General features: G+C 62.6%; 15 protein-coding genes and 1 riboswitch. Of the genes, 6 read left to right on the forward strand and 9 right to left on the reverse strand.

Translation table 11 applies throughout. The features are described from left to right. Positions 1-3 precede the first annotated feature (3 nt). The 9 genes from ASD07_RS02290 to ASD07_RS02330 form a co-directional block, all read right to left on the reverse strand. A complete protein-coding gene (locus ASD07_RS02290) occupies positions 4-1,071 on the reverse strand; it encodes an NAD-dependent epimerase/dehydratase family protein (RefSeq protein ID WP_055924541.1) in 1,068 nt (355 codons plus the stop codon). A gap of 267 nt (positions 1,072-1,338) precedes the next feature. Continuing rightward, a complete protein-coding gene (ribB, locus tag ASD07_RS02295) occupies positions 1,339-1,980 on the reverse strand; it encodes a 3,4-dihydroxy-2-butanone-4-phosphate synthase (RefSeq protein ID WP_055924544.1) in 642 nt (213 codons plus the stop codon). 102 nt (positions 1,981-2,082) lie between these two features. Beyond that, a riboswitch (FMN riboswitch) is annotated at positions 2,083-2,233 on the reverse strand. Between the two features lie 117 nt (positions 2,234-2,350). Further along, on the reverse strand, positions 2,351-4,444 hold the full coding sequence (locus tag ASD07_RS02300) for a flagellar biosynthesis protein FlhA (protein ID WP_055924547.1): 2,094 nt from the start codon (positions 4,442-4,444) through the stop codon (positions 2,351-2,353). Next, positions 4,441-5,586, reverse strand: a complete 1,146-nt coding sequence (flhB, locus tag ASD07_RS02305) for a flagellar type III secretion system protein FlhB (protein WP_055924550.1) — start codon at positions 5,584-5,586, stop codon at positions 4,441-4,443. Before flhB ends, ASD07_RS02300 begins: the two co-directional genes overlap by 4 nt. Continuing rightward, positions 5,579-6,361: a flagellar biosynthetic protein FliR gene (locus ASD07_RS02310; protein ID WP_055924553.1), complete on the reverse strand. Its 783-nt coding sequence runs from the start codon at positions 6,359-6,361 to the stop codon at positions 5,579-5,581. The genes flhB and ASD07_RS02310 overlap by 8 nt, the downstream gene beginning before the upstream one ends. Positions 6,362-6,367: 6 nt before the next feature. Then, positions 6,368-6,640, reverse strand: coding sequence for a flagellar biosynthesis protein FliQ (fliQ, locus tag ASD07_RS02315; RefSeq protein WP_055924555.1), 273 nt, complete (start codon positions 6,638-6,640; stop codon positions 6,368-6,370). Positions 6,641-6,648: 8 nt separating this feature from the next. Then, a complete protein-coding gene (gene fliP / locus ASD07_RS02320) occupies positions 6,649-7,395 on the reverse strand; it encodes a flagellar type III secretion system pore protein FliP (protein WP_055924558.1) in 747 nt (248 codons plus the stop codon). Continuing rightward, the gene (locus ASD07_RS02325; RefSeq protein WP_055925283.1) at positions 7,392-7,766 is read right to left on the reverse strand and encodes a FliM/FliN family flagellar motor switch protein; all 375 of its coding nucleotides are present in this window, start codon (positions 7,764-7,766) and stop codon (positions 7,392-7,394) included. The genes fliP and ASD07_RS02325 overlap by 4 nt, the downstream gene beginning before the upstream one ends. Positions 7,767-7,768: 2 nt before the next feature. Beyond that, positions 7,769-8,623, reverse strand: coding sequence for a hypothetical protein (locus tag ASD07_RS02330; protein WP_229207026.1), 855 nt, complete (start codon positions 8,621-8,623; stop codon positions 7,769-7,771). Between the two features lie 389 nt (positions 8,624-9,012). Here ASD07_RS02330 and ASD07_RS02335 point away from each other — a divergent pair, with 389 nt between their 5' ends. From ASD07_RS02335 to fliJ, 6 genes are read left to right on the forward strand one after another with little or no spacing between them, the layout of a single operon-like run. Beyond that, positions 9,013-9,363, forward strand: a complete 351-nt coding sequence (locus ASD07_RS02335) for a flagellar hook-basal body complex protein FliE (protein WP_055924561.1) — start codon at positions 9,013-9,015, stop codon at positions 9,361-9,363. Between the two features lie 36 nt (positions 9,364-9,399). After that, positions 9,400-11,169: a flagellar basal-body MS-ring/collar protein FliF gene (fliF, locus tag ASD07_RS02340; protein ID WP_055924564.1), complete on the forward strand. Its 1,770-nt coding sequence runs from the start codon at positions 9,400-9,402 to the stop codon at positions 11,167-11,169. Further along, a complete protein-coding gene (locus ASD07_RS02345; RefSeq protein WP_055924567.1) occupies positions 11,150-12,172 on the forward strand; it encodes a flagellar motor switch protein FliG in 1,023 nt (340 codons plus the stop codon). The genes fliF and ASD07_RS02345 overlap by 20 nt, the downstream gene beginning before the upstream one ends. Then, a complete protein-coding gene (gene fliH, locus ASD07_RS02350; RefSeq protein ID WP_055924569.1) occupies positions 12,172-12,882 on the forward strand; it encodes a flagellar assembly protein FliH in 711 nt (236 codons plus the stop codon). The genes ASD07_RS02345 and fliH overlap by 1 nt, the downstream gene beginning before the upstream one ends. After that, positions 12,879-14,189, forward strand: a complete 1,311-nt coding sequence (fliI, locus tag ASD07_RS02355; RefSeq protein WP_055924572.1) for a flagellar protein export ATPase FliI — start codon at positions 12,879-12,881, stop codon at positions 14,187-14,189. The genes fliH and fliI overlap by 4 nt, the downstream gene beginning before the upstream one ends. Beyond that, positions 14,186-14,617: a flagellar export protein FliJ gene (gene fliJ / locus ASD07_RS02360; RefSeq protein ID WP_055924575.1), complete on the forward strand. Its 432-nt coding sequence runs from the start codon at positions 14,186-14,188 to the stop codon at positions 14,615-14,617. The genes fliI and fliJ overlap by 4 nt, the downstream gene beginning before the upstream one ends. Positions 14,618-14,651: the final 34 nt, after the last annotated feature.

Here is a 14,651-nt window from a genome sequence, read left to right on the forward strand (position 1 = left end):
GCTTTAAGGTTTAGGAATCAGGCCATTGTCGATCATCTGCTGGAACATATCGCGGATCGACGACTCCAGTGGACGATACACCATGCCCAGTTCGCGCGCACTCTTGCTGCTGTCCGCAAACCACGAAAAGCCCACATTGCGCGACACAAACTTGCGCGTGGTGGATCTATCCACGATCGGCGCGACCAGCCATACCAGCCACTTCGGCAGTGTACGGCGCGGCACAGGGTAGGCAGCAAAATTGGGCAGGAGCGCTTTGGCGATGCCCAGCAGCGAAGTGTTATGGCCGGAGATGATATGGCGGCCCTTCGCCTGCGGCAGGTAGGCGGCGCGCAAATGTGCGTCCGCCAGGTCGCGCACATCCACCGCGCCAAGGCCCAGGTCGGGGACGCCGGATTTCATGCGTCCATCCCCCATCTGGCGCACGATGTTGAAACTCTCCGAAGTGCCGTGCGGGTTCACGCCAGGGCCGATCACCAGGCTTGGATTGACCACCACCAGTTGCCACGCCGACTGGCGCCTGGCGATTTCCCACGCCTCGCGTTCGGCAACTGCTTTTGAGTAGGAATACGGCGCATGACCGAGGGACGAGCTGCTGTTCCACACCTCCTCGGTAAACACGCCATCCGGGGTCGTATTGATATCGGCATTGTCGCCGTAGATGGCAGCGCAGCTGCTGGTCAGCACCACGCGCTTTACGGAATCGGTGCGGTTCGCCGTTTCGAGGACGTTACGGGTTCCAAGCAGGGCCGGATCGACCAGCTCTTTTTGCGGATCGCGGATGTTCAGGGTGAATGGCGACGCGGTGTGGAAGACGATGCCGCAGCCGGCCATGGCGTCGTCGAACGAACCATTATCGAGCAGGTCAGCCTTGAAATAGCGAATGGTGCCCGGCAGCTTCTCAGCCAGTTCATCCAGGTGCCGGATTTTGCTGCGGTCATCGGGATTTCGCACCGCCGCGTGGACGGTAACGCCCTCCTCCAGCAGCCGCTTCACGATCCAGCCTGCGACATAACCGGTGGCACCGGTGACCAGGACGGGCCTGGTTTTATCAACTTCCAACTTGCTCATGTTTGGTTCCTAAATAGTCAGCGATAGGGAGAGCTTATCGCTACCCTGCACCCAGGTCACTAGCAAACCGCGCCAACCCGCACGCAATGCGTGCCGAAAAGTCGGTGCCAGGTCTGTCATTTGGACACGCACGACACACCTTTGACATTTATCAGTACTTTCCACCTCAAAAGAAAACACCCGCTGGCCGATTGCGTCGGAGCGGGTGTTTTGATTTAGATCAAAGGTGCAGGCAGCGTGTCCGAATGACAGACCTGGCACCGAATTTTAGCCACGCTTGCGCCATTCGATCAGCTCGGCAATCGTCAGGATCGGCATGCTGTGCAGCTGGGCAAATCGTTCAATCGCTTCGCCGCGCATCATGGTGCCGTCGGGGTTCATCAGCTCGCACAGCACGGCGGACGGGGACAGGCCTGCCATCCTTGCCAGGTCGACCGAGCCTTCCGTGTGGCCGGCTCGCATCAATACGCCGCCAGGCGTGGCGCGCAGCGGGAAGACGTGGCCGGGACGCACCACGTCTTCCGGACTTGCGCCATGCGCGGCTGCGGCGCGGATCGTCGTGACGCGGTCTGCGGCCGATACACCGGTTGTGACACCATGCCGCGCTTCGATCGATACCGTGAACGGCGTGCCGTACTTGCTGCCATTTTCCGCGGCCATCGGCGGCAATTCGAGTTCGCGCACCTTTTCCGCGGTGAGGCACAGGCACACGATGCCGCTGCATTCGCGGATCATCAGGGCCATGGTTTCAACTGTCAGGCGGTCGGTGGCGACGATCAGGTCGGCCTCGTTCTCACGGTCGAAATCATCCAGCAGGATAACGGGAACACCGGCGCGCATGGCGTCCAGCGCCGCGTGCATGCGGGCTTCGAGGTCGGTACTTTGAAGGATAAATTCAGGGGACAACATAGGAAACGCTCCTCGCTAAAAGTTAACGAAAAACGCTCCAGGGCAAGCGAATAGGCGCGGCTACCCTTACCGCCAAGGCTGGCAGGGAATACGCGCGACAGCGCACATCTTCTTTCATCCGGACTATACCGTCGGCCCTGGAATCTCACCAGGTCTGCTGACCCTGCCCGTTGCTGCCAGGCAGGCGCTCGCGGGCTCGAACGTTGCCGCTCTTACCGCCGGTGGGGAATCGCACCCCGCCCCGAAGACGTAATTATTTTGCCTGCACGGTGCAGGCGGCGGGATTTTAGCAGTGTTTTTGAAAACCGGTAAAGCCGGGTACGGGCAACATCGCACAACCGCAATCCGCAGCCCGGAAACCGTGCCGGGTTTAGCCGACTGTGCCGATGATCGACACTTCGCGATTCTCGGGCACTTCGTTATACGACAGCACATGCAGCCCCGGCGCGAACAAACGGGCGTAACGCGCCAGCAGGGGGCGGATCTGCGGCAGTACCAGCAGCAGCGGCGGTGTGGCCTGCTGCTTCATCTGCTCGCGCGCCACCGGCATATTCACCTGCAGCTGCGCCAGCAAATGCGGGTCGATCGGGTAGTTATCCAGCACCACCTTGCCGGTCTGGCGAGCCTGGTTCAGGGAACCAAGCAGCATGTTTTCCAGTTCGCCGCCCAGGTTAAACGCCAGCATCTCGGTCTTCTGCCCGAACAAGCCGGACACAATCTGGCGCCGCAAGGCGCAACGCACTTCAGCTGCCAGGAGGATCGGGTCTTTGGTAGTTTCCGAGGAATCGAGCAAGGTCGTGGCAATCGGCACGATATCCTTCAGCGATACCGACTCCAGCAGCAAGACGCGGAATACGCGCAGCAATTGGGTATGGGTCAGCGCTTTGTCGAGCGAGCCCGCCAGCTTGGGCGAGAGCGCGGTCAGGCGATCCATCAGCGCGGCCACGTCTTCATGGCGGAACAACTCGGGCAGGTATTCGCGAATCAGTTTCGACACATGGGTGGCGATGGCGCTCGGCGCTTCCACCACCTGGTAACCCAGGCCCAGCGCATGCGCCTTGTCCTTGGTTTCGATCCAGGTCACCGGCATGCCGTAAGCTGGCTCCACGCCAGGGATCCCGTCGATCTGGCCGTACACATTGGGCGAGGGAATGGCCATCAGGCGGTCGGCAAACACTTCGGACAGCGCGATCGTGGAGCCGCCCAGTACCACCGCGTACTGGGTTGGCTTCAGCGCCAGGTCATCGCGCACATTAACCTGGGGCAGCACCATGCCCATCGCTTCGGACAGGCTTTGGCGCACTCCGCGCAGGCGCTTGGTCAGTACTTCGCCATGCGCCTTGTCGATCATGCCCACCAGCTTGTACCCCAGCGAAACCTGCAGCGGCTGCACCACGGGCAGCGATTGCCATTCCAGTTCCGGCACCTTTTCTTCACGCAGCGCCGCTTCGATGGCGGCGATATTGTCGACCACCGGCGCGCCCTGCCGCAGGTACAGGCGCCAACCGACATAGGCCAGCACCGCCGCGAAGGTAAGGAAACTCAGCTTCGGCATGCCCGGCACCAGGCCGAGGATCACCATCACCGCCGCTGCGCTGAACAGCACGTTGGGCGATGCCAGCAGCTGCTGGCCCACCTGGACTTCGAAATCGGCACCTTCGGTCTCCGACACGCGGGTGACGATGATCGCCGCGGCGGCTGACAGCAGCAGCGCCGGGATCTGGGCCACCAGGCCGTCACCGATGGTCAGCAGCGCGTACTGCTTGAACGCGTCGCCGAAGCTCATGTCCTGCATCACGGTACCGATGGCGACGCCGCCGACGATATTGATGATCAGGATCAGGATCGACGCGATCGCGTCGCCGCGCACGAACTTGGCGGCACCGTCCATGGCGCCGTAGAAGTCCGCCTCGGTCGACACTTCCCTGCGGCGCTGGATTGCCTTTTCCTGGTTGATCAAGCCGGCATTCAGGTCGGCGTCGATCGCCATCTGCTTGCCCGGCAAGGCGTCCAGGGTGAAGCGGGCCGATACTTCCGAGATGCGCTCGGCGCCCTTGGTCACCACGGCGAAGTTGATGATCATCAGGATCACGAACACCACCATGCCGACCACGTAGTTGCCGCCGATGACCACCTGGCCGAACGCCTCGATCACCTTACCGGCAGCGTCCGTGCCTTCGTGGCCGTGCAGCAGCACCACGCGGGTCGAGGCCACGTTCAGCGTCAGGCGCAGCAGCGTGGTGGCCAGGATCACCGTCGGGAACACCGAGAAATCCAGCGGCCGCCTGGCGTTCACGCTGACCAGGATCACGATCAGCGCCAGCACGATATTGAAGGTGAACAGGACATCCAGCAGGATAGGCGGCAATGGCAGGATGATCATCGCCAGGATCGCCAGCAGGAAGACCGGCGTGGCGAATTTGTGGCGTCCCGCTTCTGCGAACAAGCCCTTCAGGAAATTCATGTCGTTGCTGCCTCACTCATGGAAGTTGGAACCGGTACCTGCCCCGCTTCCAGCGGATTTGGCTGCGATGGACGGCGCCCCTCACGGAACGCCTTCAACTGCAGCACATAATGCAGGACCATGGAAACAGCCTGGTACAACTGCACGGGAATCTGCTGGTTGACCTGGCTGGTATTGTAAATTGCGCGCGCCAAGGGCGGCAGCGAAAGCACGTCGACCCCGTGCTCCTGCGCCAGGCGCTTGATGTATAGCGCCATTTCATCGACGCCTTTGGCCAGCACGTACGGCGCCTCGGCGCGCTTGTCGTCGTATTTCAGCGCCACCGCGTAATGCTCCGGGTTGACGATCACCACGTCGGCGCCCGGCACGATCTTGCGCGCTGAGCGTTCGGCCATGGCGCGCTGCAACTGGCGGATGCGCTGGCGCACTTCAGGGCGGCCCTCCTGCGTCTTGTATTCTTCCTTCAGCTCCTGCTTGGACATCTTCTGCTGCTCGCTGAAGAAGTAGGCCTGGGCCGGTACGTCGATGATGGCAAAGATGATGAACACGGCCACCATGGCCATGATCCCGTTCAGCATCTGGTTGGCGCCGGAAGTCAGGGCCTCGCTCAGCCCCAGCCCCTGCAGGCGCGTATATTCATTGATGGTGCTGGTGCCGATGTGCACCAGCACCCAGCCCAGCACAGCTGCCTTGCCGATCGAGACCAGCAGCTCAAAACCGTGCTTCTTCGAGAACAGGCGCCCCAGGTTGGTCACCGGGTTGAAGCGCTCGAACTTGGGCTCGAGGTTTTTGCTGCTCATCACCCAGCCGCCCGGCACCATGGCGCCCAGCACGATAGACAGCGGCACCACGAACAGCGGCACCAGCATCTTCACCAGCAGCAGCGCGGAACTGAGCCAGACGGTGCTCATGACGTTGTCCAAAGCGCCCTCGCCTTCCAGTGGCGCAAACGCCTGGTGGAAGATCTCGCGAAAGTCCAGCAAATAGGTCGGCAGCATGTACACGAACAGCTTGAGCGACACCAGGATGCCGATCGCGGTCGCCAGGTCGCGCGAACGCACCACCTGGCCTTCCTGGCGGGATTTCTTCAGCTTCTGCGCTGAAGCCTTCTCTGACTTGTCGCCGCCGCTGTCGTCAGCCATGTGGCACCATCTGTTGCTGGATCATGTCGAGCACGCGCGCCGACATGCGAATGTAATGCTGCGGGATGAAACGCACCACCTGGCCCAGCATCAGCAGGCCGAAAATGGTAATCACCGAAAAGCCCAGCGCAAACAGGTTCAGCGTCGGCGCCACGCGATTCAGGAAACCGAAGCCAAGCTGCACCACCAGCGCCGAAAACACCACCGGTATCGCTAACAGCATGGCGGCCGAAAAGATCCAGGCCACGTTCCAGGCCACCGTCTGCAGCAGCAGCGCCGAATAGCCGCCGCCCAGCGGCCAGGCCTTGAAGCTTTGCCCGATCACGCCCGCCAGCACCAGGTGGCCGTCGATCGAAAAGAAGATCACGATGGCCAACATGGACAGCAGCGCCGACACCACGTCGGACGAAGTGCCGTTCAGCGGGTCGTTCATCACCGCCATCGAAAAGCCGACCTGGCTCGAGACCAGGTAACCAAGAACGCCAATTACCGACATCGAAAAGTGGAACGCCAGCCCGATCGCGCCGCCGATCACCGCCTGCTCCAGCGTGACCGCAATGCCCTGCACCGAAATCGGGTCGATGCCCTGCACCACCTGGCCCTGGGTCAGCGGCAGCAGGATGACCGCCAGCACCAGCGACACCAGCAGCCGCACCGTGACCGGCACCATCATCTCGCCCAGCACCGGCGCCGCGCTCAGCATGGCCATGCAGCGCACGAAGGGCCACCAGATTGCCGTCAGCCACAGCAGCAGGTTTGCCAGGACCTGTTCCATGGCTCGCTACCCGACCAGTGTTGCCGCGCGCTGGAAAATCGAGACGCAATAATCCATCAGGTAGCTGGACATCCAGCGCCCGGTCAGGACAATGGCCAGCAGCGTGACCAGCAGGCGCGGCAGGAAGCTCAGCGTCTGCTCGTTGATTTGCGTCGCGGCCTGCACCAGCGCCACCAGCAAGCCCGCCACCAGCCCTGGCACCACCAGCACCATGACCATGATCATTACGATATGCAGGGCCTCGACGATCAGGTCGACGGCCACGTCGGGCGTCAGCATCGCATCACCTAAAAGGCCTGTATGCTCGTCACGAGCGTATTGACAGTCAATGTCCAGCCGTCCACCAGCACGAACAGCAGCAATTTGAACGGCAGCGAAATCACCAGCGGCGACAGCATCATCATACCCATTGCCATCAGCACCGACGATACCACCAGGTCGATGATCAGGAAGGGAATGAACAGCAGGCAGCCGATCTGGAATGCGGTCTTCAATTCGGAAAGCACGAAGGCCGCCAGCTTGACGGTGAAAGCATGGCCGGCCGGATCGGTAATTGCGTCCTCACCTGCCAGGTGGGCGATCTGCTTGAGCGATGCCTTGCTGGTCTGGGCCAGCATGAAGCGCGAAATCGGCTTCTCGGCAATCTTCAGCGCATCCTGCAGGCCGATCTTGTCCTGGTCGTAAGGCAGGAACGCGTCGCGCCACACGGCGTCGCCGATCGGCTTCATGACCAGCAGGGTCAGGATCAGGGCTACGCCGGTGATGATACGGTTGGGCAAGCCTTGCTGCAGGCCCAGGGCCTGGCGCAGCAGCGACAGCACGATGACGAAACGGGTAAAGCTGGTCATCATCATCACCATGATGGGCAGCAAGCCCAGCAGGGTCATGATAACCAGGATCTGCATCTTGACCGACAGCTCGGTCTTCGCGCCGGGGACTACGCCCCCCAGCAAGTCCTGCGCCCACGCGGGCGCGCAGGCACATAACAGCACTGCCCCGGCCGCGAGGCCAGGCACCAGGCGGCGCACGGTCATGGCGCCATCATGTCGAGGTTCAACCCGTCCAGATCGATAACCTTCAAGCCGTAATTTTCACCGGCCACCACCACCTCGGCGCGGCCGATTGCGGTGCCGTTGACCTTGATGGTCAGCGGTTCGCCGGCCAGCATGTCAAGTTCCACCACGCTGTCCGGGCCGATCTGCATCAGGTCTTGCAGCGACAGGCGCGCCGAGCCTACTTCCAGCGTCAGCGTGACGGGAATCTTGCGCATCATGGCCGGCAGGTCGCGCCGGCCGGCACGCGGTGCCGGCACGTCGCCCAGATCCTGCGCCACCTGGTCGATGATCATTTCTTCCGACATATCGTCCAGCATGGAGTCGTTGGAACCGTTCGGGTTATTCATCATGGTCATTCGATATCTTCAAAAGAGGTTAAGCAGAGTTTGCCCTTGTGCTCAGTTACCGCGGCTGTAAACAGGCGGGATTCTTCAAGCATAACGTCTGCCCTGTGCAGGCTGACCGGGATGACATCGCCCACACGCAAGTCGAACATGGCGCCCAGCGTGGTTTCCTTGGAAACCAGCCGGCCGCTCAGGCCAACCTGGAGCCGCGCCGCCAGCGGCCCTGGATTCTTGCTGCCCTTCTTGCCGGCATCGCGCTCGGGCATCAGGCCGCCCAGCACATTGCCCATGACCTGCTTGTCGAGTGCAAACCAGGCCTTGCCCTGCAGCTCGCCATCGCTCAGCGAAACGGTGACCACCCAGCTTCCCTTGCCGGGCTGGGTGGCGCTGTTGGCTTTGATGCTTTCTTCTTCGCCAAGTTCGCGGCCGCCAGCGGGCAGGTTACTTTCAATCCGCGCGGCCAGGATGCTGACCAGTTGTTGCCCGAGAACCACAGCCAGGCGCTCTTCGGTAGCGGTAACTCGAACTGCCTGTTCGTCAACATTGGCATCGGCGCGGGTGGCGCGCCCATAACGGTAATTCAATACCCCGAGCAGGATTTTACGCTCCAGCGCGAAAGCGAGTTGTCCGGAAGGCGCGGCAAAACCGAGCCAGCGCTGGCGCGCTTCGCTGCCTTCAAGGCGGCTGAAGGCAACATCGTCCACCTGGAATGTGCCCCAATAGCGGCGATGTACGTTCAGGCGCATGGCCTGGGCCAGGTCTTCGCGCAGCTGCGCGGCAAACTCAGGCAGCCGGTGCACCGGCCGCCCCAGCAAGCAAGGGTCAAGTACTTCGTATCGCACTGTGCTTTGAGAGGTAGTCATATTGGCCATCCGTCTGCTGCAATCCTATCGCAAAGTTATACGCTCAGGATGATCTTGGAAGCGTAGAATAACTCAAATCCCTCAGTATTGCCATGAATCAAGTACCCCGTTGGTCAAAAAGTCTTTACATAAAAGTTTCCAAACGGTAAGCTTAATTATTGTAAGGTAACATCAGTTGGTTGCAAAAACGATCCTTAGTGCATGATTTATAAGATGTTTTGCAATTTGTAAGCGGTTGTTACGATCCCGAAATCGGGTTACTATGCATGTTCCCGTACGGCACCATTTAACATTTAGTCCAGCTTGTTGGTTAGTAACTGGAAGTTAATCTTGTTGTTGTATTGGTAACGACAGTGCGCCGCCTCGGCGCACCCAACCTGAGGTGATTTATGGCAAATGAATTCGCTGGCCTGATCAAGGCCGACCTGGCATCCCTGAATAACGCGGCCGCCGAGCTCGCGCAGCACGCCAACCTCATTGCGCCTGCCGCCCAGTTCAATGCGGCGCAGCCTGGCGCCACCTTTTCCTTTGCCCAAACGATGCAGGACGCCGTTGCCGGCGTCAATGCGCAAGACCTCGATGCCGGTCAAAAAATGGCCGATGTCGATGCCGGCCGCAGCGACGACCTGGTGGGCGCCATGCTGGCCAGCCAGGAGGCCAGCCTGTCGTTCCAGATGCTGATGCAGGTGCGCAACAAGGTAATGGGTGCGGTCGATGAATTGATCAAGCTTCCGCTGTAAGCTGTTGTTTCCGCCTTCCCTCTCGAAAGACCTGACGTGATTGCTAACCTCAAGTCCGCCCTCGGACGCTGGCGCGGCGCTGCGGCACCAACCATGCCGCCTGCTGTCCTGAAGAACCTGTATCCCATGCTGCTGCTGGCCGTCGGCGTCACCGCGCTGGTGCTGATGGTCCTGTGGAAGGACCAGAGCGGCTACAAGCCCATCTTCGGCCAGCGCGAAAAAGTCGCAACGGCCGACATGATGAGCGTGCTCGACACGGAAAAAATTTCCTACCGCATTCATCCGGAAACCGGCCAGGTGCTGGTACCGGAGGGCAAGCTGGGCCAGGTGCGCATGCTGCTTGCGGCCAAGGGCGTGACCGCGCAATTGCCGGCCGGCCTGGAATTGATGGACAAGAGCGACCCGCTGGGCGTCTCGCAATTCGTGCAGGACGTACGCTTCCGCCGCGGCCTGGAAGGCGAGCTGGCGCAATCGATCATGACGCTCGATGCGATTGCGCATGCGCGCGTGCACCTGTCGATCGCCAAGTCGACCTCCTTCGTCGCGAGCGATGGCGAAAAGTCGTCGGCTTCTGTAGTTATCGCTACCAAAGCAGGACGCACGCTGGCGCCTGAACACATCGCCGCCATCGTCAACATGGTGGCCGGCAGCGTTGCCTCGCTCAACCCGGCGCGCGTGAGCCTGGTGGACCAGTCCGGCAACCTGCTGTCTTCGCACGTCGACCTGAGCGAAGCGTTCGACGCATCGACTTCCAGCAACGAGAACGCCAAGCGGCAGCAGGACGAAATCCGCAGCAACATCAAAGGCCTGCTGGGCCCGATCGTCGGCGACAGCAATTTCCGGGTCAGCGTGACGGCCGATGTCGACAACGACAAGGTCGAAGAAACCGTTGAAAAATATGGCGCCGATCCCAAGGTAACCAGCGAGGCCATGCGCGAGGAGCAGGACCGCAACCGCATCGCGATGGGCGTGCCGGGCACCCTGTCCAACCGTCCGCCGCAACAGCAGGCGGCCGATGCCGCGGCGGCCCAAGGCGGCGCTGCGGCGCCGGGCCAGGCCCCGGAAGGCACGGCGCGCAAGAACGCCACCACGCGCCAGTACGCTTACGACCGCAGCATCACCCAGACCAGGCGCGCCCGCGGCCGCCTGGTGCGGCAGAACGTGGCGGTGGTGCTGGCGCAAGCTGCAGCCCCGTTCCCCAAGACTGGCTGGAGCGCGCCCGAAATCGCCAACATCGACAAGGTGCTGCGCAGCGGCCTGGGCATCAACGAAGAGCGCGGCGACAAGCTGGTGGTCAGCGCCATGAATTTCCCGGCCAGGACGGCCGAGCTGCCGTGGTGGCAGGAACGCGATACGGTGGTCGACTCCGCCAACTGGCTCGGTTATGCGGTGGCACTGCTGCTGGCTTACCTGCTGCTGGCGCGTCCGCTGCTGCGCCTGCTGACCGCGCGCTTTGCGCCCGCCGCGCCGGCCCAGGCAGGCAAGCCGGCGCTGGCAGGCGCTGCCGCACGCCAGGCCGAAGCAACGCCGGTGCCGGGCACTGGCGGCGCCGTGCCGGGCGCCGCTGCGCCGGCAGCTGCACTAGGCTCTCCGGAAGCGCCGCCAGCTGCCGCCGCCAAGCCGGGCGCGCTGGAAGGCAGCCAGATGCCGGTGGTGCCGCTGCTGGAAAACTACGATTTGCCGCCGGCCGGTTCGCCGGTGGACGTGATGGTGGACCACCTCAAGGTACTGGCGGAGAAAGAGCCGGAGCGCGTAGCCGAAGTCGTCAAACAATGGATGCAGAAAAATGGCCGACATCAACAATAACCTGGACCAGGAACAGGGCTTGAGCCCGGTCGAGCAAGCCGCCATCGTGCTGCTGTCGATCGGCGAAGAACCGGCTGCCGCCGTGCTGCGCTGCCTGTCGCGCGAAGAACTGCTGGAAGTGACCCAGGTCATGTCGCGCATGAGCGGCATCAAGGTGGAAGAAGTGAAGACTGCGATGCAGACCTTCTTCGACGATTACCGCCAGCAATCGGGCGTGCACGGCGCCTCGCGCTCCTTCCTCAAGCGCTCGCTCGACCTGGCGCTGGGCGGCGATATCGCAAACACCGTGCTCAACAGCATTTACGGCGACGAGCTGCGGCCGAAGATGGCGCGCCTGCAGTGGGCGTCGCCCAAATGGCTGGCCGACTATATCGCCAACGAGCACGTGCAGATGCAGGCGGTGTTCCTGGCCTTCCTGCCGCCGGCGCTGGCCGGCCAGATCCTCGACGCGCTGCCGCTGGAGGGGCGCGACCTGGTGCTGCTGAACATGGCGCGCCTGGACGAGATCGACCGCGACCTGCTGCTGGAACTCGATGAGCTGGTGAACCGCTGCCTGTCCTCGTTCGACTCGCAGTCGACCAGCGTGGAAGGGGTGCGCCAGGTGGCTGAGATCCTGAACCGACTGCCCAGCAACCGGGCCCAGATCGTCGAACTGCTGCGCGCCCACGATCCGGAGGTGGTGCAGCAGATCGAGATGCAGATGTACGACTTCCTGATCCTGTCGACCCAGACCGAAGTCACCCTCACCCGCATCATCGAAGAAGTGCCGCTCGAGCAGTGGGCCATCGCGCTCAAGGGCGCCGAGCAGGCGATCCGCGACGCGGTGCTGAAGACCATGCCGAAACGCCAGGCGCAGGCCTTCGAGGACATGATGCGGCGCGCCGGTCCGGTGCCGATGTCGCGCATCGAAGCGACGCGCCAGGAAATCATGGCCACCGTCAAAGCGCTGGCCGATGCCGGCGAAGTCGAAGTGCAGCTGTTCGCCGAGACGGTGGTGGAATGATGAAACAGTTCCGCCCCTACCGCTTCCCGCCCTTGCAGCAGTACGTGCATTCGCACGGCGCCAACGGCCAGCGCGTTACCGGGCAGGGCCACATGGCCGACGCCGCCCAGTGGCAGGCTTCGGTCAGCGAAGGCTTCGAGCAGGGCCAGCGCGACGGTTATGAAATCGGCTTGCAGCGCGGCCAGGAGGACGGCTTCGAAGCCGGCCGCCAGCAGGGCGTTGAACTGGGCCGTGAAGAAGGCCGCCAGGAAACCCTGGTCGGCTTCGACCACCTGGCGCGCCCGGTCGACGGCATGCTGAAATCGCTGAAGAAGCTGCGCACCGACTACCGCGCGGCGCAGCGCAAGGAAGTGGTGGACCTGGTGGCAAAAGTGGCGCGCAACGTGATCCGCGCCGAACTGGCGCTGCAGCCGGTGCAGATCATGGCCCTGGTCGACGAGACCCTGGCCTCGATGCCGCCGACGCGCGACGAGATCGATGTCTTCCTCAACCCGGAAGAAGTCAAGCGCATCATGGAAGTCGATCCCAAGCGCGCCAAGCGCTGGAACCTGATCGGCGACGCCCGCCTCGACCTGGGCGAATGCCGCATCCGTGCCGGCGACAGCGAAGTCGATGCCGGCTGCCATCAGCGTCTTGCTGCTGTCATGGAACAGGTCGATAATCAGTTGCAGGCCGCCGATGGCGGTGACGACGCCGAGAGTGAAGAATGATTGCCGACGCACTGCGCAAACTGGAACTCGATGACGTACCGCTGGCCACCCCGACCGGGCGGCTGGTGGGCGCATCCGGCCTGCTGCTGGAGGCCACGGGTTGCAAGCTGCATACCGGCCAGCGTTGCCAGATCGAGACAGTCGATGGCGAATGGCTCGACGCGCAAGTGGTGGGCTTCCGCGAAAAGCTGACTTTCCTGATGCCGTTCAAGAAAGCGGCCGGCTTGACCACCGGCGCGCGCGTGCTGCCGTCGGCCGAAAAGTCGAGCCTGCAGATCGGCGACAGCTGGCTGGGACGCATGGTGAATGGCATCGGCGAAGCCATCGATGGCCTGGGCAAGCTGGGCGGCGATTACCCGCTCGACACCCAGCCGCCGCGCATCAACCCGCTCAAGAAGCAACCGGTGGTCGATGCCCTCGACGTCGGCGTACGCGCCATCAATTCCATGCTGACGCTGGGCAAGGGCCAGCGCGTCGGCCTGATGGCCGGCTCCGGCGTTGGCAAGTCCGTGCTGCTGGGCCTGATCACGCGCCAGACCGTGGCCGACGTGGTTGTGGTCGGACTGATCGGCGAACGTTCGCGCGAAGTGCGCGAGTTCATCGAAATGTCGCTGGGACCGGAAGGCTTGAAGAAGGCCGTGCTGGTGATCGCGCCGGCCGATGAGTCGCCGCTGATGCGCATCATGGCCACCGAACTGTGCCATTCGATCGCGGCCCATTACCGCGACCAGGGCAAGAACGTGCTGCTGCTGGTGGACTCGCTGACCCGCTATGCGATGGCGCTGCGCGAAGTGGCGCTGGCACTGGGCGAACCGCCGGCCACCAAAGGCTATCCGCCATCGGTGTTTTCCGCCCTGCCCCAGCTGGTCGAATCGGCCGGCAATGGCGAGAATCCTTACGGCAGCATGAGTGCGATCTACACCGTGCTGGCCGAAGGCGACGACCAGCAGGACCCGGTGGTCGACACCGCGCGTGCGATCCTGGACGGCCACATCGTGCTGACGCGCGAACTGGCCGAACGCGGCCACTACCCGGCGATCAATATTGCCGCTTCGATCAGCCGCTGCATGAACCACGTGATCACGCGCGAGCACATGCTGGCATCGCGCGCCTTGAAAGCGTCGATGGCGCGCCACGAAAGGGTGCGCGACCTGATCCCGCTGGGCGCCTACGTGCCCGGCGCCGACCCGGTCACCGACAAGGCAGTCAACCTGCATCCGCATATCGAAGAATTCCTGTGCCAGGGAACCAAGGAACCGGCCCCCTACGCCAATTGCATAGACCAACTTGAAAGGTTGATGGCATGACGACTACCACGATTCGCAGCCTGTCGACCCTGGTCGACATGCGCAGCAACGAAGTCGACAAACTGCAGTCGGAAATGGCCGCCAAGGAAAGCGTGCGCGAGCGCTACCAGAAGACCCTCGACAAGCTGACCAGCCTGTACGAGAGCAGCGGCCCGTCCGGCCGGCTGCCGATGGCCCTGGCGCTCAATTGCGGCGACTACAAGCAGGGCGTGATGGCCATGGCCGACAGCCAGCGCCTCAACCTGCACATGCATGAAGCCGACATGGCCGTGTCGCAGCGCGCCCTGACCGCCGCCTTCGTCAAGCGCGAGGTGCTGGGCCAGGTGCTGGAGCGCCACCAGGATGCGGCAGCCACGGCGCAGCGGGCGCAAGAGCGCAAGCGGCATGACGAACTGGCAACCCAACTGTGGTACCGCGGACATAAATGAAAGGCTGAACCGAATATTTCATGAAGTCATTACT

Origin of the sequence: Duganella sp. Root336D2 (genome assembly GCF_001425005.1) — a bacterium.
Taxonomy (GTDB): domain Bacteria; phylum Pseudomonadota; class Gammaproteobacteria; order Burkholderiales; family Burkholderiaceae_D; genus Rugamonas.

Bases quoted from the DNA above. Each gene is read 5' to 3' on its own strand.
- flhB (WP_055924550.1), bottom strand. From the start codon at position 5,586: ATGGCTGACGACAGCGGCGGCGACAAGTCAGAGAAGGCTTCAGCGCAG.
- ASD07_RS02330 (WP_229207026.1), bottom strand. From the start codon at position 8,623: ATGACTACCTCTCAAAGCACAGTGCGATACGAAGTACTTGACCCTTGC.
- ASD07_RS02345 (WP_055924567.1), top strand. From the start codon at position 11,150: ATGGCCGACATCAACAATAACCTGGACCAGGAACAGGGCTTGAGCCCG.
- ASD07_RS02290 (WP_055924541.1), bottom strand. From the start codon at position 1,071: ATGAGCAAGTTGGAAGTTGATAAAACCAGGCCCGTCCTGGTCACCGGT.
- ASD07_RS02325 (WP_055925283.1), bottom strand. From the start codon at position 7,766: ATGATGAATAACCCGAACGGTTCCAACGACTCCATGCTGGACGATATG.
- ASD07_RS02300 (WP_055924547.1), bottom strand. From the start codon at position 4,444: ATGAATTTCCTGAAGGGCTTGTTCGCAGAAGCGGGACGCCACAAATTC.
- fliJ (WP_055924575.1), top strand. From the start codon at position 14,186: ATGACGACTACCACGATTCGCAGCCTGTCGACCCTGGTCGACATGCGC.
- ASD07_RS02335 (WP_055924561.1), top strand. From the start codon at position 9,013: ATGGCAAATGAATTCGCTGGCCTGATCAAGGCCGACCTGGCATCCCTG.
- ASD07_RS02310 (WP_055924553.1), bottom strand. From the start codon at position 6,361: ATGGAACAGGTCCTGGCAAACCTGCTGCTGTGGCTGACGGCAATCTGG.
- fliH (WP_055924569.1), top strand. From the start codon at position 12,172: ATGAAACAGTTCCGCCCCTACCGCTTCCCGCCCTTGCAGCAGTACGTG.
- fliP (WP_055924558.1), bottom strand. From the start codon at position 7,395: ATGACCGTGCGCCGCCTGGTGCCTGGCCTCGCGGCCGGGGCAGTGCTG.
- fliI (WP_055924572.1), top strand. From the start codon at position 12,879: ATGATTGCCGACGCACTGCGCAAACTGGAACTCGATGACGTACCGCTG.
- fliQ (WP_055924555.1), bottom strand. From the start codon at position 6,640: ATGCTGACGCCCGACGTGGCCGTCGACCTGATCGTCGAGGCCCTGCAT.
- ribB (WP_055924544.1), bottom strand. From the start codon at position 1,980: ATGTTGTCCCCTGAATTTATCCTTCAAAGTACCGACCTCGAAGCCCGC.